The 24,727-nt window shown below is 33.6% G+C and carries 20 protein-coding genes; 8 read left to right on the plus strand and 12 right to left on the minus strand.

Features of this window, described 5'->3' with window-relative positions:
* Nucleotides 1-61: 61 nt before the first annotated feature.
* On the minus strand, nt 62-1,936 hold the full coding sequence (gene sppA, locus ACFQ02_RS00855; protein WP_380818084.1) for a signal peptide peptidase SppA: 1,875 nt from the start codon (nt 1,934-1,936) through the stop codon (nt 62-64).
* A 168-nt stretch (nt 1,937-2,104) separates the two neighbouring features.
* Here sppA and ACFQ02_RS00860 point away from each other — a divergent pair, with 168 nt between their 5' ends.
* Entirely contained in the window at nt 2,105-2,659 is a 555-nt protein-coding gene (locus tag ACFQ02_RS00860; protein ID WP_380818087.1) for an NAD(P)H nitroreductase, read from the plus strand.
* A gap of 71 nt (nt 2,660-2,730) precedes the next feature.
* On the opposite strand, the gene ACFQ02_RS00865 is transcribed toward ACFQ02_RS00860, so the two are convergent.
* Nucleotides 2,731-5,496 carry a M16 family metallopeptidase gene (locus ACFQ02_RS00865; protein ID WP_380818089.1) on the minus strand — a complete coding sequence of 922 codons (2,766 nt, stop codon included), beginning with the start codon at nt 5,494-5,496 and terminating at the stop codon, nt 2,731-2,733.
* A 62-nt stretch (nt 5,497-5,558) separates the two neighbouring features.
* The gene (locus tag ACFQ02_RS00870) at nt 5,559-8,033 is read right to left on the minus strand and encodes a TonB-dependent receptor plug domain-containing protein (protein WP_380818092.1); all 2,475 of its coding nucleotides are present in this window, start codon (nt 8,031-8,033) and stop codon (nt 5,559-5,561) included.
* Between the two features lie 474 nt (nt 8,034-8,507).
* Between ACFQ02_RS00870 and ACFQ02_RS00875 the strand changes: the two genes are divergently transcribed.
* From ACFQ02_RS00875 to arcA, 3 genes are all read left to right on the plus strand, one after another.
* Nucleotides 8,508-8,774, plus strand: coding sequence for a type B 50S ribosomal protein L31 (locus tag ACFQ02_RS00875; protein WP_380818094.1), 267 nt, complete (start codon nt 8,508-8,510; stop codon nt 8,772-8,774).
* A gap of 9 nt (nt 8,775-8,783) precedes the next feature.
* Nucleotides 8,784-8,927, plus strand: coding sequence for a type B 50S ribosomal protein L36 (gene ykgO / locus ACFQ02_RS00880; RefSeq protein ID WP_380818097.1), 144 nt, complete (start codon nt 8,784-8,786; stop codon nt 8,925-8,927).
* A 247-nt stretch (nt 8,928-9,174) separates the two neighbouring features.
* A complete protein-coding gene (gene arcA / locus ACFQ02_RS00885) occupies nt 9,175-9,888 on the plus strand; it encodes a two-component system response regulator ArcA (RefSeq protein ID WP_380818099.1) in 714 nt (237 codons plus the stop codon).
* A 66-nt stretch (nt 9,889-9,954) separates the two neighbouring features.
* Here the strand turns inward: arcA and ACFQ02_RS00890 are convergent, their stop codons facing one another.
* From ACFQ02_RS00890 to ACFQ02_RS00915, 6 genes are all read right to left on the minus strand, one after another.
* On the minus strand, nt 9,955-10,593 hold the full coding sequence (locus tag ACFQ02_RS00890; RefSeq protein ID WP_380818101.1) for an SGNH/GDSL hydrolase family protein: 639 nt from the start codon (nt 10,591-10,593) through the stop codon (nt 9,955-9,957).
* Between the two features lie 3 nt (nt 10,594-10,596).
* On the minus strand, nt 10,597-12,180 hold the full coding sequence (locus tag ACFQ02_RS00895; protein WP_380818103.1) for an FAD-binding protein: 1,584 nt from the start codon (nt 12,178-12,180) through the stop codon (nt 10,597-10,599).
* Between the two features lie 82 nt (nt 12,181-12,262).
* Complete coding sequence (locus ACFQ02_RS00900; RefSeq protein ID WP_380818105.1) at nt 12,263-13,069, minus strand: ATP-binding cassette domain-containing protein; 807 nt, start codon at nt 13,067-13,069, stop codon at nt 12,263-12,265.
* 3 nt (nt 13,070-13,072) lie between these two features.
* Nucleotides 13,073-15,028 carry a dipeptide/oligopeptide/nickel ABC transporter permease/ATP-binding protein gene (locus tag ACFQ02_RS00905; protein WP_380818107.1) on the minus strand — a complete coding sequence of 652 codons (1,956 nt, stop codon included), beginning with the start codon at nt 15,026-15,028 and terminating at the stop codon, nt 13,073-13,075.
* On the minus strand, nt 15,028-15,981 hold the full coding sequence (locus tag ACFQ02_RS00910; protein ID WP_380818110.1) for an ABC transporter permease: 954 nt from the start codon (nt 15,979-15,981) through the stop codon (nt 15,028-15,030). The genes ACFQ02_RS00905 and ACFQ02_RS00910 overlap by 1 nt, the downstream gene beginning before the upstream one ends.
* A 137-nt stretch (nt 15,982-16,118) precedes the next feature.
* Nucleotides 16,119-17,666 (minus strand): ABC transporter substrate-binding protein, encoded by a 1,548-nt coding sequence (locus ACFQ02_RS00915; protein ID WP_380818201.1) that lies wholly within the window; start codon nt 17,664-17,666, stop codon nt 16,119-16,121.
* A 507-nt stretch (nt 17,667-18,173) separates the two neighbouring features.
* On the opposite strand from ACFQ02_RS00915, the gene ACFQ02_RS00920 reads away from it, so the two are divergent.
* The 4 genes from ACFQ02_RS00920 to yccS all read left to right on the plus strand — a co-directional run bounded on the left by ACFQ02_RS00920 (nt 18,174) and on the right by yccS (nt 22,041).
* Nucleotides 18,174-18,827 carry a curli polymerization inhibitor CsgI-related protein gene (locus ACFQ02_RS00920; RefSeq protein ID WP_380818112.1) on the plus strand — a complete coding sequence of 218 codons (654 nt, stop codon included), beginning with the start codon at nt 18,174-18,176 and terminating at the stop codon, nt 18,825-18,827.
* A gap of 71 nt (nt 18,828-18,898) precedes the next feature.
* Nucleotides 18,899-19,357, plus strand: a complete 459-nt coding sequence (locus ACFQ02_RS00925) for a methylglyoxal synthase (RefSeq protein ID WP_380818115.1) — start codon at nt 18,899-18,901, stop codon at nt 19,355-19,357.
* 16 nt (nt 19,358-19,373) lie between these two features.
* Nucleotides 19,374-19,829 (plus strand): YccF domain-containing protein, encoded by a 456-nt coding sequence (locus ACFQ02_RS00930; protein ID WP_380818117.1) that lies wholly within the window; start codon nt 19,374-19,376, stop codon nt 19,827-19,829.
* 31 nt (nt 19,830-19,860) lie between these two features.
* Nucleotides 19,861-22,041, plus strand: coding sequence for a YccS family putative transporter (gene yccS, locus ACFQ02_RS00935; RefSeq protein WP_380818204.1), 2,181 nt, complete (start codon nt 19,861-19,863; stop codon nt 22,039-22,041).
* 6 nt (nt 22,042-22,047) lie between these two features.
* Here yccS and smrB read toward each other — a convergent pair whose 3' ends face one another.
* The 3 genes from smrB to ACFQ02_RS00950 form a co-directional block, all read right to left on the minus strand.
* Complete coding sequence (gene smrB, locus ACFQ02_RS00940) at nt 22,048-22,560, minus strand: endonuclease SmrB (RefSeq protein ID WP_380818120.1); 513 nt, start codon at nt 22,558-22,560, stop codon at nt 22,048-22,050.
* A 194-nt stretch (nt 22,561-22,754) separates the two neighbouring features.
* Complete coding sequence (locus ACFQ02_RS00945) at nt 22,755-23,495, minus strand: nitroreductase family protein (RefSeq protein WP_380818123.1); 741 nt, start codon at nt 23,493-23,495, stop codon at nt 22,755-22,757.
* Nucleotides 23,496-23,518: 23 nt separating this feature from the next.
* On the minus strand, nt 23,519-24,487 hold the full coding sequence (locus tag ACFQ02_RS00950) for an oxidoreductase (RefSeq protein WP_380818125.1): 969 nt from the start codon (nt 24,485-24,487) through the stop codon (nt 23,519-23,521).
* Nucleotides 24,488-24,727 lie beyond the last annotated feature (240 nt).

Consider the following 24,727-nt stretch of genomic DNA (forward strand, 5'->3'; position numbering starts at 1 on the left):
TTATATTTAGTAAAAATTTCAGCTAAAAAGACCGCACTTAACATAGTGCGGTCTTTGTAATCTACCGAATTATTCCACAGTTAATACAATATAAATATTGCCCTTTAGGATCATTGAATTGAGCTAATATATCTACTTTTTCTTTTGCTTGCTGTAGAGGTAATGGTAATCCAACAAATTCTGCTATTGCATTCTTTATTACAGTTTGACTACTTCTTTTAAAATCTTTCATCAAACTGCCTAATACTGAATGATCGTCTTCTGTTAGCCATTCTACAGATATGTTATTCTCAATGCTGTCTTGCCCAATTCTCTGTAACACTAGCTCTCGTGCTTTATCCACTGCTGTGTCAAAATCACCTAACTGATCCACTAATTTATGTTTGTAGGCATCAACCCCGCTCCATACTTGCCCTTGTGCAATTTTATCAACTTCAGCTTTTGACATTTTTCTCCCTTGACTGACTAAAGAAATGAAACGATCATAGCCATTTTCAATTGATAATTGAATAATGTCACTTGATATACTAGATAATCCAGTGAACAGAGGATCACCTACTAATTCTGTTGTTTTGACACCATCCGCAGAAACGCCAATTCCTTTTATTGTTTTTTCAAAGCTAGGAAACATTGCAAAAATACCTATTGATCCTGTTATCGTATTTGGATCTGCAACAATATAATCAGCAGTCGAAGAAATCCAATACCCACCTGAAGCTGCCGTTGCTCCCATAGATACAACAACTGGCTTACCTTTTTTCTGTAGATTTTCAACTTCTTGGCGAATAATTTCAGAAGCAAACGCACTTCCACCAGGGCTATTCACTCGTAATATAACTGCTTTAATATCACTATCATCATAAGCTTTACGTAAAAGAGCAGCAATGCTATCTCCACCTACATTTATTTCATAACTTTCTCCATCAACAATAGTTCCTTCTACATTTACGACGGCAATTTTATTCCTACTAGATTGATGCATGCGATCAGGTAAAACACTAAGATAATCATTAAAATCAAGTAAATCTGCCGTATTTTCAGAATTTTTGCCAAAAAGCTCTGTTAATCTTTGCTCTAACGTTAAACGATCTGCTATGTGTGTAACTAACTTATTTTGCTTCGCATAAGCTGTTGCATCGCCTTTTAATTTTTTCAAAATAGCTAAATAAGAACTTTCTTCTGGCAATACAAATTGTGATGAAATACCTCTATTTTTAGCCACTGTTTCTTTATAGCTATTCCACATTTGCTTTAACCAACGCTCTGTATTGGCTTTAGCTTCAGCAGACATGCTATCACGCAAGAAAGGTTCAACCGCTGATTTATATGTTCCAACACGAAAAACATGAGGTGTAACTTTTAAATTATCTAACAATGAATTATAAAACAGAGTTACCGCCGACATACCTTCAATTTCAACTCGTCCAATAGGATTGATGTAAATTTCATCTGCATAACTGGCAAGTAAATATTGCTTTTGAGTGTAATTATCCGCATAAACAATTACTGGTTTTCCAGTTTGTTTAAAGTATGTTATTGCATTACCAATGTAATTTAGTGCAGGCAAATCTCCACCTTCGAAATAATTTAAATCTAATACTAATCCGTGAATCCTGTTGTCATTTGCAGCAGATGTCACTGCATGCACAACATCAAATGTAGAAATTTGCTGAGGAATATGTTGATTGTCTAGTTCTTTTAAAGTATTACGCAATGAAAGTCTATCTTCACGATTATCCATTAAGTAACCATTAAGTTTAAGAAATAATGCTGTTTTTTCACTAAAGTGCGGTATTGTTTGGCTATTATTTGGTAATACACTTAACAAAGCAACAACGAGTAAAATAAAGAATAAAAATACGAAATTCATGACTATATCACGAATAAAAGTTAATATTTTCCAGCATATTTTTAAAAATTGAATAAAAGATTTCATAAAGTCCCTTAAAAAATAAACAAGAACAAAAATATATTAACATAAACTATTCTTTCTATAAATCCGATGTGTAAGGTTTAAATGATTACATATTATGCTGTAATATTTAGGTTGATAAAGTATGCTATACTTCACACTATTATCAGTTAAATAATAAGGCTCAAATACATGGATTCACTTACATTACTAACAACTCGCCGCTCAAACAAAAAATTAATAGCACCAGCTCCAAATAAAGAACAGCTTGAAACAATGTTTAAAGCAGCATTACATGTACCTGATCATGGTCATTTACAACCCTATCGTTTTTTTGTGCTAGAAAGTGAAAAACTAGAAAGATTGTCTAATTTATTGAAAAATGCTGTCATCGAACTAAATTTAGATGAAAAATTATTAAAAAAAGCCGAATCGTTTACAACACGAACTCCAATGATTATTGCTGTCGTTTCGCATGTGACAGAAAATATAGCAAAAGTGCCAGCGTATGAACAAGAACTAACAGCGGGTTGTGCAGCTTACGCAATTCAACTTGCGGCAAATTCTATGGGATTTGATAATGTTTGGGTAACAGGTCCTTGGATACAAGGTACAAAAATTCGTGAAGCTTTTCATTGCCGATCACAAGATAAGATCATCGGATTAATCATGATTGGAACCGCAGAAAATAAAAACCTTCTGGAAGTAAAAAAAATAAATATTAATCAAGTAGTTTGTGAATTTTAACATTAACTTTTATTTGCTCAATCTAGTGGTGACTTTACACAAAAAGAAAAACACCACTAGAATTAATTACTTTACTTCATTAAGATGGCTTCAAAACGTCCTTGTGGATTTAAAGCTTTTTTCGCTATCCTATCAAGATTCTGTTTCGTAACAATTTTGTCTAATTGTTGATATAAATAAATTAAACGCGGGCTACCGTCTAAACGATAGCTTTGTTCGATACGATCCAACACATACAATAAAGAGTCAAATTGCTGCTTGACTTGTGTGTGCTTCTCATTCAATTTTTTTGCAACAACATCGGCCTCAACACCTTCTTGCATTATATCATCAAGAATATTATGAGCAGATTTAATCAGCTGTTCAACACGTTCAGGAGCACAACTAAAGCTAATTCGACCTTCCAATTGTGACATTTTAGGATCTTGTGATAACCAAGTATTTACAGAATAAATACCACTTTCTTTTTCTCGCAGTCTTATTCGTAATTTATCTTGAATAATATCTGCCAACACATCAAATAAATAGTCATTTTCAGGTTGCCATTGATTTTGTGCTGTTAAATAAATTTCTACTTCAGCCCTAGGTTCTAGTAAACCTTTCATCTTGATTTGGTGGTTTGGCACTGCTAATTTTAATGGAAACAATGACCGTTCTTGTTTTTTAACGCTTAAATTTGCAAGATATTTTTCAGCTAAAACTTTTACTTTATTTTCCGCAATATCACCTACAATAAAATAGGTAAAATCTGTTTTATCATTAATTTTGCTCTGATAAAGTGCGGTCAATTTTTGTGGACTTTGTTGCAAAATTCCTTCATTTTGACTATAAATCGTCTCACTTTGCGGATAACGCTGTTTTGCGACTAACCTCATAAAAGCTGTTTCTCTATCCATTTGAGCGAAATACTGTTTAGTTTCCTGGTTGTATTTTGACCAAACTTTAGATGAAATAGGTGCAGCTTGTAATTTCAAGCGAAATAAATGTAAGATTGTACCTAAATCAGTTGACTTACCAACACCAACAAATCCTTGTTGATAATCATCAACTAAAGTAGAAAATACTACTGGACTGTGAGATAAAGTTTGATTAATTTCTGCTTGTGGAGCATTACCAATACCCGTTTCATCAACTAATGCTACTGCTGTACGTAATAAATGATATTCGTCTCTAGGAATTGAACGTAAACCACCAGTCGTCAACGCTTTAAAATACACTTGATTTGGTTGCTTATCAGAATAATGATAAATCAGCGAGCTACCATTAGCTAATCGAAATTCCGTAATATTACCTTTTGAATGATATTTTTCTTTTTTTACGGTAGCTGGCTTTAAGTCTAAAATTGGTAACCCTTTTACCGCACTTTCTTGCTGATTATATTGAGTAAGTGAACTAGACATTATTTTTTGCCAAGCTTGTTCAATATTAGTTACTGTAAAATTTAATTTTTTATCAGGGTAAGGCTGAGTAACTAGCAATAATTTTGCTTTTAATTCTATAATTTCATTAAACGCATGATTCAAATCAACTAATTTTAATTGTGACAAGATTTGTCTATTTAACTGATATTTATCCTGCGAAGATAAACTCACTTGATTATTTGCGACAACTGGAATTAAATCATCCGCTAATTTTAAACTTCCCGCTTTAATTACTAATTGTTTTTCATTCAATTCTGTCAATCTTTGTATTTCTTCTTGAAATTCCTGTTCAGTAAAGCCAAATTTATGTATCTGTGCTATAAACTCAAATAATTGATTAATAACTTCTTGATAATTAGTATCTGTTAACTGTAATGAAAACATATTTTGCAAACTAAATTTACCTAAATAAGTTTGATAAAAATTACCTGAACTAATAGATTGCTGCTGTTTTTCCCATTGTTGTAATCGCAAATTAATTAACCTAATAATCATTTGCTGAATAAATTCTTTTTTGTACTCTGCTACTGTTTCTGTTGAATGAATATCACGTAAAAAACTAAGTTCAATTGTTGGTACATTAATTCCTTTTTCAGAAAGGGTGGACAATCGCCAATGATTAATTAAAGGAATTCTATAATCTGGTTGCAAAAGTTTAGTTGCACTTTGAACATTTTTTTTCGATAACTTCGTTTTTACTAACTTTTCAATTTCACTTGCATTAATATCGCCGACAACAATAAGAGACATATTATCTGGACGATACCATTTCTGATAAAAATCTTTCACTCTAGAGGCTGAAACATTTTTAATAACATTGACATCTCCAATAGGATCACGTAAAACGTAGCGAGAACCTTGCATTTCTACCGCACTTTTTTTATTGCCTAAACGCAACATTGGGCTTAATCTTGCTCGCCATTCTTCTAATACAATACCTCTTTCAGCATCTAAATCTTTAGGAAAAATAGTTACATTATTCATCCATTCATTTAATACATCAAATGCAAGATCAAGTTTGTTAAAATCATTTTTTGCTAAATTTAGCGTATAAACAGTATTTTCAAAATCAGTAAATGCATTAATATCCCGTGCAAATTTAATGCCTAATTGTTCTAGGGCATCAATAATAGTATTTTCAGGATAATTTGTAGTACCATTAAATGCCATATGTTCAACAATATGAGCGACACCTCGTTGATCATTATCTTCATGCATAGAACCTGCATTTACAACTAAACGAATATAAACTCGTTCTGCTGGTTGATTATTCAGCAAAATATAATACTTCAACCCATTATCCAAACGACCTCGTAAAATATTGTCGTCAAAAGGCAAAGTCTGTGATTCCGTCAAAGATAAAGAAGTGCTACAGGCTGATAAAAAAAGGGAAAAGATAAAGAAAAATTTTTTCATTCATTTCTCCAATTGCCAATCTACGGAGAAAACTCCGTAGATTTTACAATTTATAAGATAAACTAGAACCGATATCCGACTTCAAGCCAAAACTCTCGTCCTGGTGTATAAATTCCATACTCATCAGAAGTTGAAATCGCTGATGTTGATTTTACAGTTTTCTTTTTACGTACCTGATTTAGTACATTCAGCACATCAAATTGTACATACGCAGATTGTTGTTGGCTAAGTGGAAGTGGTAATTCCCAACGTAACCCCATATCCCATTGAAAGTGAGTACCATAATCGAAAGTACGATATCTCATTATATCAGTACTTTCATTATTACTTATTTCTTCATAACCTTTTATTGGTGCTTTGACGTAAAAACGATTTGTCCAAGTTAAACGATGATCAGGAACATTCATATCCAACTGTACACGAGCAATCCAATCCTCTGTACTAGCGTTCACTTTTTTCACCATATCTTTGTAGCTCATTAACTTGCCATCTAGCATCACTAAACTGTTTTGATTTAAATCTTGATACAAAGCATCTCGATTTATATCAAGCCAATCAAACCCAAGTCCTGCATTCCAATAAGTTTTACCCCATTTCCACGCTTCAAGATTGTTTAATTGCAAAGAATAAACATTGACACCATAATTACCGCCATTTTGATAATAAGTTTTTCGTTGATCTCTTTCTCCTTCTTTCACTGAAATAATACGATTCTTATTATCACGATGAATATAATTTAATTTTAGTGCTAAATTTGCAAATTGTTGCTCAAAGCCTAAACTTAATTCATCAGCATAAGGCGTTTTTAAGCGGTTAAATTCTTGGTGTTTTCTTGATGTATCATTATTTAATTTTAAAATTTTATTGGTTAATTTTAATGAAGCAAAAGAACGACCATAATAGCGATTAAGCCCTAAACTCAGTTTAGTTTCATCCCACGGACTATAACGAGCAACAAAACGAGGGGCTATATTGTTATTCTGCAAATAATCATCACGTTCAATACGAAGACCAGGACGCAATTCAACCTTACCCCAAGTCATCAAGTCTTCACCGTAAAATACTGCATTTTGATAACTTGTTTTTACGCTTCCTTTAGGTGTTTCAGAAGTATTCATAGGGAATGGTTCTATTCCATCGCCACTATCTGAAAGAATCATAAAAATAGTACCTTTTGTTGTTTGTGGGCGATTAAATCGATATTGAGTAGCCTGATAAATACCACCTAAAGAAATAGAATGATTTATTTGCCCCGTATTAAATGGATTTATCGCATATTCAGTCGAAAAATGAATATTGTCTTGTCTTGACTTACTATGACCATATCCCCCTTTTTCATAAGAATAAAGTAGATCATAATCATTATTATAAACACTGTATATCCCTACCTCTGATGAAGATGACTTGCGTTTATCTTCGAAATGATCATAAGCAAAAGTATTTGTCCAAACGCCTGAGTCAAAAGAATGCACCCAAGCAAACGTACTACCAAAAGCAGTATGATAATCACCAACATTATTGTCTACATTCTCTGCAAAATACTTTTGTTCTTTGTAGTTAGAATAACGGAAACCCAATTCAAAGCGATTATCTTCATTTGGTGTGTAGTTAAGATTCAAAAGTGCGGTATCAGTGCGACGAATATGGTTTTCTTGATCCAATTTCGCAGTAAAAGTTTTATCATTTGGTATCGCATTCTCATTTTGTTTTTCCTCATAACCAATTAAACGATTTTGATCAATATAACTAGTACGACGAGTTAGACCCAAAACCATTCCCACGTTGTCTGTTAATCCCTTTTCTACCATGAGAGAATAAAATTCTTTACTATATTTAGGTTGAAAAATAGCACTACCATCACTTTCAGGACGAATTTCACTTAACACTTTTGCTGCACCTGCATCTTTTTTCATTTTCGACCAACCTGATTTAGTAGTTCGATATTTCAATAAAGTGCGGTCAGTTCCGTCGTATTGCTTGGTTTTTGCTACCACAGCACCACCTGTAAATCCTCCAAGACTAGCAGAAATATTGTGATCATGCACATCTACCGTTGATAACATACTAGCATCAAAGAAATAAGCCTGCGTATGTGAAATACTAGGGACAACTTGCATTGATCCATCAAATACTTGACTATCCACAGTTAAATCATTATTCACATTAACATTATCGACAAAATAAGCGGTTTGATTAAAATCTGCTCCATTAATAGAGATATTTTCTGGTTTTATTTCACCTCGAGTAAAACCATCTCTATCACTATTTTCATAACGCACATGAGTGTTAGACGCTAGATAATCAGAAATATTACCATTACCTTGTGGTGTTTTTTGCATGTCTTTTTGACTAATTGTTTGAACAGAAGAAAGTCCTTTATTTTGTTCACCATAGACTACAATTTCTGCAAGTTTATAAGACTCTGTATTATTATTCTTATTTGTAGATGCTGTTGATTGGTTAGTTGGTTGTGCATAAGTTGTTGATAAAGCACAACCGACCAAAACTGATAAAAGAGTTTTATTGAAATATCGCATAATTTTATTCCTTTGGTCAAATGATAATAGTTTTCAACTATTTTAAATTAAAATTAAAAGAAATAATAGTAATATAATTTTTAAGTTTAAAATCAATAAATTAAAAACCATTGATTTCTAAAAGCGTCCGTTATTTTTTTGTAACAGGGATCGGAATGGGTTATTTTGATTTTAATTTCGTTGGCTTAATTAACAAACAAGAGAATAAGCTAGTTGCTACTGTCTACACCAACACCACAAAAAATCAAAAACAAAAAAGACTTTCAAAGCAACAGACTAACTCGCAATAATTGCTAATAGCAGTACGGCTTTCGCTAGCTCTTTTGTCATGTTGAAAATTTCATTAGTTGGATAAAGATATATATTATTTTAAGAAAACTTATTTAGCATTAAAAAATAAGATTTGATTATTATTCTTATTTAAGATAAGATTTGCCATGTAAGTTATTTTTCAATGCAAAATAAGAGGTTTTAATGAAAAAAGGTATTCATCCTGAAAATTATCGCACGGTGTTATTTTATGATAGTAATGCAAAAAAAGGATTTCTAATTCGTTCTTGTGCAAGAACTACAAATACAATGAAATGGGAAGACGGCAATGAGTATCCTGTTTTTATGTGTGACACATCTTCAGCTTCACATCCATTTTATACTGGCAAAACAAGACAAATTGCAAATGAAGGTCGAGCCAGTGACTTTGCTACCCGTTATGGTAAATTTGGCACATTAAAATCAAAATAAAGAGGCTTTATGCAAGTTCTATCGTCATTAAAAAGTGCAAAAAACCGACATCCAGGTTGCAAAATTGTACGTCGTCATGGTGTAGTTTACGTTATTTGTAAAGAAAATCCTCGTTTCAAAGCACGTCAAGGCGGGAAGAAAAAGAGAAAATAATGTTTAAAAGATAAGAAATTTAGACTTTGTGTGTAATTCTTGAGTAAATACTCAAAATTCTCCCCTGATATTTGAATATTAGGGGATTTTTTTACAGCTCTATTAAAATGACACCACAAAAAAGATAAAAGTAAAAAAATAATCATCGTATTTCATTATTTGTTATGAATATGTTGCATTTACAAATTGACAACTTTAAACTATATAAGTTTAGAATGAATTTAAAAAATTCACTGGGGAAAAAACGATGGTAACGCCACAAATATTGATTGTTGAAGATGAAGTGATTACAAGAAATACATTAAAAAGTATTTTTGAGGCAGAAGGCTATAATGTATTTGAAGCTGGTGACGGTACACAAATGCATAAAATTATTTCTACACAAAAAGTTGATCTCGTTATTATGGACATCAATTTACCTGGCAAAAATGGACTTATGCTAGCAAGAGAATTACGAGAAAATACTGATACTGCTTTAATGTTTCTAACGGGACGAGACAATGAAGTCGATAAAATTTTAGGTTTGGAAATTGGTGCAGATGATTATATTACTAAGCCATTTAACCCACGTGAGTTAACTATCAGAGCAAGAAATCTGTTACAACGTACAATGTTAGAACAACACAAACAACCTCAACAAGAGATTGAACAATATCGCTTTAATGGTTGGGTATTAGATTTAAATAGTCATACTCTATCTAATCCAGAGGGGGAAGAATTTAAATTACCACGCAGTGAGTTTCGTGCAATGTTACATTTTTGCGAGAATCCAGGTAAAATTCAAACTCGTGAAGAATTGCTTAGAAAAATGACAGGGCGAGATCTTAAACCGCAAGATAGAACTGTTGATGTTACTATTCGCCGTATTCGTAAGCACTTTGAAAATCATCCATCAACACCTGAAATTATCGCAACAATTCATGGTGAAGGATATCGCTTCTGTGGCGAAATTGAACGTTAAAAGATGCTCTTCAAATCCGTGAATAACACGAAAGTTATTCACGGATTTTTTTTGTGTAATAAATGATCAATCTGGTATGTATGGTAATAATAAAGATCGTAGCAATTCATAGCCTTTAGCAGTAAAATGCACTCCGTCTGTAGTAAGTTCCCTACGTAAATTATGCTGCTCATCTGCAAAAGTGCGGTAAGTTTCAATAAAATTTACTCTTTTTGGACAGTGAGATTTCAAATAACTATTAAGCTCCCGAATTTGTGTATTTTTAACTTTTTCACAATTCAATACTGGTGTTAATTCCAATAAAAAATACTGGGATTCTGGTGATATTCCCACCAAACTATCAAATATTTCCGTTAACCATTCACTTACTTTCTTTGGAGAATATTCTATTTCTTTCAAAATATCATTGACCCCTAAGAAAACAAAAACCGTTTTTCCTAAGTGTTCAATATATTGAGGACGGATCAAAATATCTAAATATTGAAAGCTACTGATACCTGATATACCTAGATTAGCAATAGATTTACCCTTTAAATTAGGTGGATAAATTTCACAATCTGACCACATATCAAATAATGAATGCCCTATTAATGTAATATCTGCTAATTGTTTAAACTGTTTTTCTTTTGTTTGATAACGTTCAAACATCTGAATATCTGTTAAGAAGCCTTGTTGTTCAATATATTCCGTACGCGATACTGGCATAAATTATTCTCCTAAACTGATTTGATGTGAACCTAAAGATTGTTTACGATTAATCATTGCATGTACTATTAATTGTGCCGTTTTAATAGCATGATAAATTTCGATGCTATGCATTTTGGTAAGATCAATAGAACAATCTTTTTCTAACTGCTGTAATTTAGTAATTAAAAATTGCAAATTTTTTTCAGTTCTATACACATTGGCAAATTGATTCATTAGTACTTTTACTTGCCGCAATATCTCACTTGATGAGAGATCAGATTTTTTCTCTTGATTGGCTAAATGTTGTAAATATTGCATTCCTTTTAATAGATAATGTGTTTTACTTTTTGTAAACAAGTGCGGTGTACTTTCCACAATCTTTTGTATCGCTCTTTTAGCGAATACTAAACAACCACCTACAGAATTTCCTCCTAAGCGATTTGCCCCTTCAATACACGCTGAAATCTCTCCTACCGCAAACAGTCCTTGTACTGCCGTTTCGGCATATTCATTAATTTCAATACCACCATTACAACTATGTGCAAAAGGTCGGATTACTACTTCATCTTGCAATAAATGAATATCCATTTCTTTTTTTAACCATGTTAAATAAACTTGATAAAACTCGGTTTGATCCTGATAAAGTTCAGGAGAATAATGTAAATACACCCCTTTTTCTGTAGGATTTTCAACTAAATGTTTCATTATCACGAGATCAAATTCAACACTTTGAAAATCTATACTAAAAGGAGCATAGCTACTACGTTGCAACACCATTTGCTGAAATTGTTTTGGTGACAAATGAGCAAATAAATCCCTACCTTTACTATCAGTAACTTTTACCAAGTATTTTAAAGTATGTTCACCAAACAACACTTTATACTTAGGCTTAATAAAAGCAGGAATGAATTGAATAAATTCAAGATTGATTAATTTCACTCCTGCTTGATAAGCAACATAGTGGGTTGAACCAATTATATCCGCAGGATAAAGATTATCCTGATACAAACCTGCAATACCACCTGTAGCAAGAATAATGTTTCCTGTATGACAAAATATATAACGGATCTGACCGCCCTTTTGTTGAGCAAAAATAGCACCTTTTACTTGATTATCTTCAGTAACAATATGCAACAAAACAGCTTGATCATAAATTAGAGTTTGATGATTGGCTAAAATCTGTTTTGCTCGCTTAGCACTCTGTTGCCATTGATTAATTAAATAAATTGGACGAGAATAGTGTGCAAAGCAAGCGGGGCGATTATCTTGCCGTAACCAAGGATTAAATCCAATTCTTCCTAGCAGTTCAATAGCTTGTGGTGATTCTTCTACATAAGCTTTAACAATTTTAGGATTATTCACACCACAAGCAACGCGTTCAATTTCTTGCTGAAAAAGAATTTTATCATCGGAATTACCTGTTATTTGAATACCAAGTGTTGCTTTTAATGGAAAAAAGCTAGCCCCACCTACTATTGATTTACTAATCAGAATCGGATTAAGCCCTTTCTCCTTTGCCTCAATACAACAAGACAGTCCCGCAATACCAGCTCCAACAATCAATAATTCTGTTTCAATTTGTTGGCAAATTTCAATATTTGTCATAAGTTACGAATCTTTTGTTAAAGATTAATTCAAAATTAACATCTTAAAATATATTGATAAGCTATTCTCTAGCATGTTACTGCTACAATAATGACGGTGCTGCATTAAGCAAAATTTTAGTATATTTTTGTTGTGGGTTATCAAAAATATCCATCGCTTCGCCCTGTTCTACAATTAAACCACCATTCATTACTACAATACGATCTGATACTTGACGAACAGTTTGCAAATCATGAGAAATAAATACCATAGCAAGATTTAGTTCTTTTTTAAGATCAGCAAGTAAATTCAATACTTGAGCTCGCACAGAGACATCAAGAGCGGAAGTAGGTTCATCAGCCACAATTAATTTTGGATTTAGTGCCAATGCACGAGCAATGGCAACCCTCTGTTTTTGTCCTCCCGATAAGCGTGTCGGCTCAACTAAAGCTGCTGAACGAGGCAATCCTACACGAGAAAGAAGTTCATACACTCGTTTTTCACGCTCATGAGATTGTAGTACATTATGGATATCCATTGGATCTTTTAATATATCCAACACTCGCATTCTTGGGTTGAGTGCAGTAGCAGGATCTTGAAAAATTACCGAAACTTGTCGTCCAAACTGTTTTCGAGCTTCTGCACTACCATATTTCATCTGTAGTCCATTAAATTTTACTGTACCAGAGGTTGGTTTTTGTAACCCTATCATCACACTGGCAAGAGTTGATTTACCACACCCCGATTGTCCCACCAAACCTAAAGTTTCTCCTGCTCGAATATTTAAACTAACGCCACCTACAGCGGTAAATTTCTTTGGATTGAATAACGATCCATCACGGGAAGGAAATTGCACCACAATGTCTTTTAATTCAATAATTGGCTGTGTTTTTAACACCTTCATGCTCATAGTTTAACTCTCCAAATGTGATGCCCATAAATGTTTCGGGTTATCTTCTGCTTTTACTAATTTCAAATGTTGATTTGGATTAGCATCAGGACGCAGAGAACGACTAGCAAATCGATCACCTTTAGCGAAATCAAAAGGCGAAGGGACACTACCTGGAATTTGATACAATCGTTCCGCACGACATTCAGTAGAAAGTACTGATCCCAGTAATCCTCTAGTATATTCATGCATCGGATTCATTAATAATGAACTAGTTGGAGCGGCTTCAACTACTTGTCCTGCGTACATCACTGTAATATGGTGTGCGATTTGTGCTACTAAAGCTAAATCATGACTAACAAATACCATAGCAAAACCTAATTTATCTCGTAGCTCATTAAGTAATTTAATCACTTCTGCTTGTACTGTTACATCAAGTGCTGTAGTAGGTTCATCAGCAATCAATAACTTAGGCTCTCTAGCCAATGCCATGGCAATTAATACTCGTTGACGTTGCCCGCCAGATAGTTCATGTGGATAACGATTTAATGTTTTTTCAGGTTCCAATTTAACCCACCGTAAAAGCGTCTCTGCACTTTGTTTACCACCTCGACTAATCAATTGAGCCATTTGATCTTTAATTCGCATTGATGGATTTAATGCACTTAAAGCATCTTGATAAATCATAGAAATTTCGTGACCCCGCAGATCATTTAATTTATCTGTATTTAACAAATTATGTTGATTTCCTGCTCGATCTGTAAAAAGAATTTCTCCTGTAATCTTAGCTGTTTTCGGCAACAATCCCATAATAGAAAACGCAGAAATTGATTTACCACAACCAGATTCACCTACTAACCCCATCGTTTCACCTTCATGAACCGTAAAACTAATATTATCTACTAATGGAATATCACCATAACGATTAGGAAAACAAATAGATAAATCTTTTACTTGCAAGATTGGCTTCATTGTAGAATTAAGTTGCATACGATCTGTACGCTTAGATTCTTTTTGATTTAATTTTAATAAATAACGTTTAAGAGCTAAACTTTCTGCCATAGCTTCTTGTACATCAGTAGAAAGAGGTTTTGATACATCACTTTTATTGTTCTTTGGATTACGTTTAAGTTTTGGATTTACTAGTGCATCAGTCAACCCTTCTGACAAAATATTAAGCGATAACACTGTTAACAGAATCATTAATCCTGCAAAAGTAGTTGCCCACCAAAAACCACTCAATACTAAATTTCTACCTTCAGATAACACATTTCCCCAAGAAGGGTACGGTGGTTGTACTCCTGCTCCTAAAAAAGAAAGAGATGCTTCTAACACAATTGCATCTGCTACCATTACTGTAGCAAAAACTAAAACAGGTGCTGCTGTATTACGTACTACGTGCTTTAACAAAATATAACTTCTACTGCCACCAATCACTCGTTCTGCTCTAATATAATCTTCTTCCCACTGGGAAACCACATTAGCTCGCACAACCCTTGCCAATTGAGGGGTATACACTACAGCGATAGTTAAAATAATTACTGGAACAGTGTTACCAAAAGTAGCCAACAATACCGCAGCCAACGCTATCCCTGGAAATGCCATCAAAATATCCATCAGACGCATAATAACTTCATTACCCAGTTTACTCGCTGTAGCAGCAGTTGCACCAAGTATACTACCCAAAATTATCGCAAAACCAACCGCACCTAACCCTATAAATAGCGATGTTCTCGCTCCAAAAACTAAGCGAGAGAAAATGTCTCGCCCTAAGCGATCCGTACCAAACCAATAGTCGCGACTAGGTGCCTGTACTGGTCGCAAAGTTTGCAATGGATCGTAAGGAGAGACCCAAGGTGCAAAAATAGCGATTAGTGCGATCAATATAATAAAAATTAAAGCGACTTTGGAAGCCATTGATAATGCTTTGAATCTTGCTCCACTTTGAGCAAGTCTTTCTGCTAATCCTTGACGAAACATTATAAACTCCGAATTTTTGGATTGATCACAAGGTACAATACATCAACGATAATATTGACCAATACAAAGCTAAAGGCGATGGTTAGTACAACACCTTGCACTAAATGCAAATCATGATTGACAATACCATTGAAAATCAATTTTCCCATACCAGGTAAGTCAAAAATTTGCTCAATAACTACCGCACCTCCAAGCAAATAACCAATTCTTAATCCTAATACGGTAACTGGAGTAATCAGAGCATTTCGTAACACATTATGGCGAATAACAGTTGCATAAGGCACACCATTACCAATGGCTGTTCGTACATAATCTTTGTCCATTTCTTCTACCATTGTTGTTCGTACAACTCGAATCAGAGAAGCACATACAGGTACAGCCAAAGCTAATGAAGGCAAAATCATTGAATGAAAATAGCCCACTGGATCTTCACTAAAAGAAATAAAGCCACCTGATGGTAACCAATCTAGTTCTAGTGCAAAATATTGAATTAATAAAATACCAAGCCAAAAAGATGGAGTGGCTACTGCCGCTACAGATAACAAACGAATGATTTGATCAATCCAAGTATCACGATAAAGTGCCGCAATCACACCTAAAGTAAAAGATACTATTGCAGCAAGAAATACACCAATAAGTGTTAATTGTAGAGTCAATGGAAAAGCTTTTGCAATCAAAGAAGTAATTGGTTGCTCTGGTGATGTAGTCATGCCAAAATCTAAGTGAATTAAATCTCCGATAAAACGAAAATATTGCACAATTACAGGATCATTCAAACCATGTTGTTCTCGATAAAGTTGTTTTGCAGCCTCACTCGCACTTTCTCCTAATGCAACAGTAGCGGGATCACCTGGTGTGAATTGTAAGATAATAAAAACTAAAGCACTAACCCCCAGCATCATTATTGGTAATGCTGCGAATCGACGTAGTAATAAGCGAAAGACAATTTCCATTGTTTTTTCTCCAACTATATAAATCAAGTCAGTAGAATAAATCTGCTGTCAATAAAGGTGCGGTCTATTCATCACAACCACATATAAACGACTGCACTTTCTGCTTATTAACAATAAGCAGAAAGTGAGAAAATTAATTATTTGCGGCCTACTCCAATAAATGAAAGCCCAGTGGTTGGAATTGGTTGGAATCCATCTAGTGATTTATCATTCCAAGCTGTTGGCAATTTACGGTGCAAGATAGGATAAAGTGGTACTTGCTCAGCAATCAAGTTAATTGCTTGAGTCCAAGCTGCTTTAGCATCTGCTGGTTGTTTCGCTTTAATCGCTTGATCAAGTAATAATTGTAATTTTGTATATTCTGGTGTATCTGACCAACCAAAACGTTTTTTCGGCCAAACATCGCCACGATACCACCAGCTCAGTAAAAGATCTAAATCATTACTAAACACAGATGGATCACCTGGTGCCATTACAACTTCATAATTTCCTTTATCTACATAACCACCATATAATGCCCCTGATTGTAAATGTTGCAAAGTTACTTTTACACCAGGAATTTTATTCCAAGATTCTAAAACTAAAGGAGCACATTCTTTTACCCAAGAATGATCTGTAGAAAGCAACTGAAACTCCAATTTATTAAGACCTGCTTCTTTTAGAAGCGTAGCAGCTTTTTCTGGATTATAATCATACTGAGTTGAAGCCTTAACATAATCAGGATGTGTGTCTTGCGTGTAAGAGGTAGCTGCTTTTGCATTGCCTAAAAATACAATATCAATCAATTTTTGTGTATCTAGACCATAGTGCAATGCTTGACGTACTTTTGGATTGTTAAATGGAGCTTTTTTACAATTAAACATTAAAAATAATAAACCAAAAGATTGTACTGACTGCACTGCATTTTTACGTTTTAAGCGAGATGAATCTAAATAAGGGACACTTTCCATTGCTTGAGTACGTCCAGATTCTTGTGCGGCTGTACGAGCAGCATCATCAGACAATAAAAACCATGTCATTTTTTCTACACGAGCTGGATATGGTCCGTTATAGGCATTGTGTGCTGCAAACACAATACGATCGTCTTTCACAGCTGAAACAAATTTATATGGTCCAGATCCTACTGGATTCGCATCAAATACAGTTTGTCCTACTGCTTCAACTACATGTTTAGGTACAATTTTTACGATACCTAACCGTAATTTAAAAATAGAAAATGGATACTTCAACTTAAACTCTACAACTTTATCATCCAAAGCTTTAACCGAAGCAATAAATGGAATGAATTGTGCAAATAACGATGCATTTTTTGGATCTAAAACACGTTGATAAGAATATACCACATCTTCTGTAGTAACAGGTTTACCATCGTGAAAAGTTGCACCTTCACGCAACGTAACGTGCCATGTTATATCATCAATTTGCTCAGGTTCTTTTGCAGCTAAAGCCAAATAAGGTTCACGAGTAGCTGGATGTAAATCTACTAATCCCTCAAAAAAATGCATGTTTGCAGCAAAAGAAGATGCCCCACTAGAAGTTGAAGGATCAAAACCTGTTGATAAAGGATAAGCTATTCCCGCTTCAATACTACTACCTACTGTCGGTGCAGCTACAGCTTTAGAAACAAAGCTACCCAATGTACTGCTAAATGCGATCCCTGCACCAACACCCGCTAATACTTTCATAAAATTACGGCGGGATTCATTTTCAATATGATTTATCATACATGCTCCTTAAAAAGTCTACTTTACACATACCTATTGAGATCAATACAGCATTCCCGAACAGGGTATCATTCCATAAAAATGAAGTGAATCAATCACAACATAAATTAAAATGAATTGAATTAATCATAATAGTTTAGAATAAACAGTCAAGGTTATATGTAAAGTAAAATCTATTTTTGTGAACTAGCTCACGAAAATAACAAGAATCCAATTTGATTGGAGTCTAGCTATGGTTTTAGATATTATTTTGACTAGCTACCGTGCTTAAGGTCTTTCGAGTGTATCAAATTAATAATCATATGAAAATTAGAGTTCTATTACACTAAGATTCAAATTAAAAACCTCGTTTTTTATTAAAAAAGTATTTTTTTATTTTCATTTTAGTCAAATTAGAATAGGATCAGGAGATGTATTCATAGAGTACTAAAACATGACATTATTTTTTTCATAAAAACAGGAGCATATATGAAATTATCTTCTATTGCATTGACTACTGTTACGTTATTTTACAGTACGATTAGTGTTGCAGGATTAGTCAGTAGTTCATCAAACATTGATTTTCTAGTAATCGATGGACAAAAAGCAAATAAATCTTTCTTAAAAAATACAAATGCTTTTAATGCTGATGAGAATAAAATTCATCAAGTCGTTTTACGAGTTAGTGAAGTTGTGAAATCTTCATCAGATCGAACATTATTTGAATCAGCTCCTATCATAGTTACTTTCCAAGGAGTTAATGAGGATTTAGTGCTGTCTACTCCTAAACTTGAAACACAACGTGATGTTGATATTTTTTCTAAATCACCAAACATTACGGCAACAACTGTTTCAGGTAACAAAATTGACATTAAGCAAGATATGCTAAAACAAGAAGGATTTTTGCCGAATGCTAACATTTTAGAATCTCTTTCTGAGTATAATGCCTCTAATTCAATTGCTTCCGTACCAAGTTTTGCAAGTTCAAGCGTTCTACCAGCCACAGGCTTTACTAAGCTACAAAAAAATAAAGTAACATTGCAAGGTGATAATGTTGCAGAACAACAACTACAATTTTGGTTTTTGCAAGCTGATAAAAATACACAATCTCGTTTTCTTGACTGGGCGAAAAAACAAAAATAGTTTTTTTCATTTATATTTAATTTAACATCAAGAAGTGAATTTAGTTTATCACTTTGTAGTAAGGAAAAACCATGAAAAATACAACAAGGCAAATTTCCGCTGTTAAAAATATTGCTCTTGTCGCCCATGATCATTGTAAACAAGATCTAATAAATTGGTGTAAAACTAACCGCACTTTATTAGCTTCTCACTATCTCTATGCTACGGGTACGACAGGTGAAATGATCTCAAAAGAAACTGCTTTGAAAATAACCGCACTTCTTAGCGGACCAATGGGAGGCGATCAGCAACTTGGTGGACTCATTGCAGAAAAACAAATTGATATGCTAATTTTCTTTTGGGATCCGATGAATGCAGTTCCTCATGATCCTGATGTTAAAGCATTGATGAGAATCGCTACCGTATGGAATATCCCCATTGCAATGAACGAAGCCAGTGCTAATTTTCTAATAAGTTCTAGTCTATTTGATCAAACTGTCAATATTCGTATCCCTGATTACGCAGGCTACTTGAAAGAACGCTTAACTTAAACTAATAGAGGTTTTTATGTCATTAATTCTAAATATTTTAAATTTTGTACTAGGTGGCTTTGCTGTAACTCTAGGCTGGCTTTTTTCCACTATAGCGAGTGCTGTACTTATTATCACTCTACCTTATACTCGTAGTTGCTGGGAAATAACAAAAATGTCTTTAGTACCTTTTGGTAACGATATTGTACATGTTAAATATCTTGAACCAACTGATCAAGTAATGAACTCTTTAGGTTCTATCCTCAACATTATTTGGTTTATTTTGTTCGGTTGGTGGTTGTGTTTATTGCATATTACTTCTGGTATAGCACAATGTATTACTATCATTGGTATTCCAGTGGGAATTGCTCAATTTAAACTTGCTGGTATAGCACTTTTTCCTGTAGGACAGCGTGTTGTGCCTTCTGACTTAGCAAAACAAATACGGAAAGAAGCTGCTCAAAAACAATTTAATAATTTAAAAAATAGCTAAACAGCTAACTAGAAATACGACTATGCTATTAATTAAACATTTTCACAATGCAAAAATTATTGCTGCTATTCCTATTTTTATTTCAGTGAATATTGTAGCACTACTAACTTGGTATATTCATATACCACAACAAAAAATGCCATTAATACTAGGCGTAGTCGCTGTTTTAGGGATCATTGCTGGAGGATTAGTTGATCTTGATAATCGAATTACTGGGCGATTAAAAAATATTTTTTATACATTAATCGCCTTTTCTATCTCATCTATCAGCGTACAACTTACTTTTGGTGATCCCTTTAAATTTCCTTTATTAATGACCGCACTTACTTTTGTTTTTACTTTACTAGGAACATTAGGATTACGTTATAGCACTATTGCTTTCGGTACATTAGTCATTGCCCTTTATACTACTCTAACTTATCAACCAGATCACCCATGGTATTTAAATTCAATTCTTATTTTATGTGGAACTTTACTTTACAGTATTATAACGGTGATCGTACATATTATTTTTCCTTATCGTCCCGTACAAGATAATATGGCAAAAGCCTTTTCAGCATTAGCAGATTACCTAGAAAGCAAAGCACTTTTTTTTGATCCCGATGATATAGAACAACTAGAGAATAAACAAATTAATTCAGCAATGAAAAATATGAAATTAGTACAGGCTTTTAATTTGTGTCGCACTGCACTTTTTTATCGTATTAAAGCTCAACATCGGCATATTCGTACTACACAAATTATTCAATATTATTTTATTGCACAAGATATTCACGAACGAGCTAACTCAAGCCATGTTAACTATGAAGTACTTACACAAAACTTAAAAAACACGGATTTAATCTTTCGTATTCAACGATTAATTGAACTGCAAGCCCAGGCTTGTAGAGATATTGCACTTTGCTTACAACAAAATAAAACCTACGTTTATAATTCAAGATTAGAACGTGCAGTTGAAGGAATAGCACAATCTTTTGAACACTACAGTCAAACTCATCAAGTTCCTGCTCATCAATTGACTATCGTCGAGACACTAATCACTAATCTCCAAAGTATTGATCGACAATTACGTCATTTATCACAAAATCAATTTATGCAAGATCAAAAAACCGATCATTCTAAAATTTATGAAGAAAGTGTGACTGGGTTAAATAATCTTTGGCTAAAAGTGCGTAGTAATTTAAATTTTGATTCACAGCTATTCCGCCATGCTGTTCGTTTATCTATAGTAGTTGCACTTTGTTGTGGTATTGTGGAAATATTTGAATTAGAGCATGGTTATTGGATATTATTAACTGCAATCTTTGTTTGTCAACCAAACTATTCAGCAACAAAAGTGCGGTTGAAACAGCGGATTATTGGTACGATTCTTGGCGTTATAGTTGGGTTGTTATTTCCTTATATGAATCCAACTTTACCACTACAGTTAGGTGTAGTTGTGGCAACTAGTACATTATTTTTCTTTTTCCGTAGTAACAACTACAGTTTTTCCACTTTTTTCATTACGTTACAAGTCTTAGTTAGCTTTAATATTATGGGAGTCGAAATCGAAACAGCCGCGTACTCTCGAATTATAGACACTCTAGTTGGTGCATTTATTGCGTGGCTAGCTGTTTCCTATCTTTGGCCTGACTGGAAGTATTCGCAATTAGATAAAGTTATTCGTCACGCAATAAGTAGTAATACAAAATACTTATTATATGTAATTGCTCAACTGCAATTTGGTAAATGTGATAATTTACAATATCGAATAGCTCGTCGCAAAGCACATGATGCAGCCGCTGCTTTAAGTACTTTATTTTCTGACATGAATAATGAACCGAAAAAATACCGCACTTATTTAAATGATAGCTTTGAATTGCTAAAAATGAATTATGCATTACTTAGTTATATTTCTGCATTAGGAGCGTATCGTAAACCTATTAAACAAACGGAGCAAAGTATTCATTTTCTTGCTGAATTTTACCCAATTGCAAAAAAAGTAATTTATACGCTAGATCATATTGAATCTCTACGTATTGAAATATTTGAAAAATTACAACAAAACATTAATGAATCATTAAAATCCTTTAATGATGAACAAAATCATCAACTAAATCGAACTGAATTTAGCGTTCCAATTCAACAACTCAATATGATCAGCCAAATCTTATTTCCGTTATACCAAATCTTACATCAGAAAAAAATTCTCTCGACTAAAGATACTGAATAACTGCAATCATTGATCAAATAACACTAGAATTGCTGCATCACCACCCCATTGCTTGGGTGCTTGATGCAAAGCTATTACTTGAGGATGCTGCACTAGCCATCGAGGAATTTGTCGCTTTAACGTATAAGAACCATGTCCTGTCATAATACTAGCACAAAATAATCGTTCTTTTTGACAAACATGGATCAAAGCTGCTAATTCCATTTTTGCTTCTTGCTTTGTTAAGCCATGAAGATCTAAAAATAAGTCAGGCGGGAAGTCACCTCGTCGCAATTGTTTTAATATGTAGCTATCTTCATTTTCTCGCAGATATTTAACCGCACCTTCTTCATTTAATAGAGGTTCATACTCATCAGAAAAGAAAAACAAAGTATCTTCCTTTTCACGAGCCTCTCGACGTTGTATATTTTGCTGACTACATCGCTTTTGACGTGACGATATAGCAAAAACATCTTGTGCCAAAGGTTTAATCCCTTCCACTTCCTGTCTAAATAAATTCAAATCTTCATCTTCTAACATTTTATCTCCACAGAATCCGCTAATGTAAAGCAGCCCTGATCTAATTTGCAAATCTCTAACTTATTCAAATTATCTATAAAAAATAATTCTAAGTGTGTAAATTAACAAAGATGAATAAGCTAAACTTGCGAACGAGCAACATTCGCATTACTGGGTCTTTTTAAGAGCCACGAAACATATCATCATGTTATATCTTAATCTAATAAAAACCCTTGTTTTTTCATAACACTAGCGATATTTTCTCGCCCAGCCACAGGGGTTGCTTTAAGTACTACTTGATCAGTAAAAGCAGCTAAACATTGATTACGATTCCGAGTGTCGTAATAAGTTTTCATCACTTGATCATAATCAGCTAACTCTTGGTGATAATCATCAAAAGTGCGGTACGTATTTTCGTAAAAACGATATTTCATTGGCATGCGAGGTTTTAATTGGGGATCATCATTAATGTAACCAAAAGCAACGCCTAGCACTGGCATAGTTAATTTTGGTAAAGCTAGTAAATCTACCAAAGCCTGTGCATCATTTAAAATTGCCCCTAAAAAAACAGCTCCCATACCAACAGATTCCACCGCATTAGTAAGATTTTGTGCAGAAAGACTAGCATCAGTGATCCCTTGTAACAATACATCCATGGAATTAAACTTACGATTATCCCCTGACTCTTTCAAAATTTGTGTGTTGCGGTAACCATCTGCTAAAAAAATGAATAATTCAGGTACATCTGCTATGTAACTTTGTTTAGCAATTTCTGCGATTTTTTGTTTCAAATTATGATCTGTAATACGAATAAAAGAAGAAAATTGTAAACCATTTGAAGTTGCAGTACGCTGAATTACTTGAATAAAAAGCTCAATCATCTCCTCTGGAACAGGTTTTTGTTCAAAAAAACGGATCGTACGATGCTCTAATTGATGTTTAATAGTCGAGTTCATAATCCACCTTTTTTATAATATCTTTATTGGTCATGTTGATAGTCTTGATGATAAATAGCTTCTGCTAATTTAACAGCCATACTCGCTTGAGTAAAACGTTGTTCATCTGCAACAGCCCAAAAACTAACACCATTATCTAAATTTTCCACTGAGCTAATATGTAACTTAGTTATTTTTTCATTAGTTTCACGTTCACCATTAGTTACTGGCGTAATAACTCGTTGATGATACTCAATAATTCCATTTTGTTGCCAGCACGTAGTCAGATTATCAACATTTATGTCGTTCAAGCAAAGTGCGGTTATTTTTTGCCCCATTCCATAAAATACGGGAACTTGGATAGAATGAAAAGTCACATTTTGTATCTCTGGAAAAATCCTAGAAAATTGCATTACGTAATTTTCTTGTTGTGGAAATACATCAAATGCTAAACGTTGTTCTTCTTCATTTAAAGGAATACCATTTAATAATTGAGCAGTCTGACTAGCTAAACGTCCTACAGACTCTACACTTTGATAAGCTGCTGGTAATAGTGATGTAACCATAAGTTGCGTTACTTCTATTTCCGCTAATAAAGGAGATATAGCTAAACAACATTGTGTAATTTGTGGATTGGGTAATGAAACAATATTGCGTTGTCGTAACTCACATAAAGCAGTTTCATTAATTGTTGGTATAACTAGGGGAATCTCTGATAAATTAGCACATACACCTTTTATATCAATTCCCATACAACCTGCTTGTGTTGCTGTGACTAAACATGGAACATCGTCTACGTTGCCTGCAAAGAAAAAATAATGGTAGTCTGACCAATTCATATCTTGTGGTGAGATTTGTGCAACTCCTTTATTTTTAAAACGAATACCTTGTTCTTCAGAAAAAGGTTCGATTTCCACAACTACTAAATTTTTTACGGGTAAACTACTATTTTCCAAAGATGCTGCAATTTTTTCTGCTAACTCAAATTCAGCTGCAATAGCAATATTCAACATATTATCCTCTGTGATTTAAAATTAACTATTATCTTTTTATATTTGAAAGCATTACAACAATTTTTATGTTGTTTCTAGTGACTATATCTTGTTTTGCTGTTTTCTATTGAATCTATTTCAACACATTGAATAAACCTAAAATCAAATTTTCATTACGGTTATTAAAAGGATAAATTCCTCTCAATTCTAAAGGCAATTAATCAAAATTAAGTTAGAAAACATGATTAAATCAAGCCATCA

Source organism: Seminibacterium arietis (assembly GCF_042675725.1).
Classification (GTDB): Bacteria; Pseudomonadota; Gammaproteobacteria; order Enterobacterales; family Pasteurellaceae; genus Seminibacterium; species Seminibacterium arietis.